Here is a 1,172-nt window from a genome sequence, read left to right as displayed (position 1 = left end):
CGTGCTCGAGGTGGACGACACCCATTACCGGCTGATTGCCGGGCACCGACGGTATAAAGCCCTGACCGAGTTAGGCCGTCAGAGTGCACCCTGCGTGGTGCAGCGCAATCTGACCGAGACGCAAGAGCAGCTGGCGCTGATCCTGACCAACTCCACCGCGCGCGAACTGTCCTACTGTGAAAAGTTTGAGCAGGCGCAGCGGCTCAAAGAGCTGTTTATCAAGCGCCGCGAGGAGGGCGCAGAGCTGCCTGGGCGCATCCGGGACATGGTTGCCGAGGCCATGCAGGAGAGCGCGAGCAATATCGCGCGCATGGAGGCGATCGACAAGCACCTGGTCGGGGACTGGAAACGAGCCCTCAAGAAAGGACACATCAGCGCCTCGACCGCTTACGAGCTGTCCAAGCTGGACAAGGAGGCGCAAAAGAAGCTCAAACAGGCGCTGTCCGATCATACAAACCCGACTGCCAAGGTCATTAGGGCAGCGGGGGAGATCGTCCGGGACTACCCGTTCGCCCCGCTGGTCTGTCCAGAATTGTCCAATAGCCCGTGCACCCGATACAAAGATCGTGCCGCCATGGTTACAGCGGGTACTTGCCCGGGCTGCTGCCATGCGTGCGACCACACCGAGGCCTGCCCGGTCCTGTGCGGCGTGTGCAAAAATCGGATTGCTGCCGAGCAGAGACGATCCGAATTTAAGGAGTCCGAGCGCCGCGCCGATGAAGCGTACCAACACTCAGCGTACCGGCAGGCGCAGCAGGCTATTATGAAATGGGTGAAAGACGCGCGCCTGGACGACGACCAGAGCTATACCGTGCGTACCCTGCGCAGTATTACTAACCCGACCCGTCAGACGTGGATGCCGTCGCTTGATGAGCTGTTCGCGCTGGCAGACACGCTGGGCATTACGTTTGTCGAGCTGCTTGGATTGACCCCGGAACTGCCGCCCTGTACGTCTGAGTGGCACAAGTACCCGACTGACGCGCCGAGTGACGGCGAGACCGTATTGTGCCGGTACGGTCACAAGGGCAATTTCCGGGTGCTGCTCTATCAGGATGAGACATTCGGTGAGCAACTGGGAAACGAATTTGTCTCCCTGCCGTTTGAAGTGAGTTATTGGACAAGAGCATATCCGGAGGTGTAACTATGTTAAACAAGGCAATTCTGATGGGTCG

General features: G+C 59.3%; 1 protein-coding gene. It reads left to right on the top strand.

All coding sequences use genetic code 11. From position 1 onward, the window contains the following. On the top strand, positions 1 to 1,141 hold a 1,141-nt coding region (locus tag Q4P78_RS09100), incomplete at its 5' end, for a ParB/RepB/Spo0J family partition protein (protein ID WP_303340046.1). Between the last annotated feature and the right edge of the window lie 31 nt (positions 1,142 to 1,172).

It is taken from the genome of Rothia sp. (in: high G+C Gram-positive bacteria) (assembly GCF_030540545.1).
Classification (GTDB): domain Bacteria; phylum Actinomycetota; class Actinomycetes; order Actinomycetales; family Micrococcaceae; genus Rothia.
The sequence above is the reverse complement of the archived record's forward strand: the minus strand, read 5'-3'. Positions and strand labels throughout refer to the sequence as shown.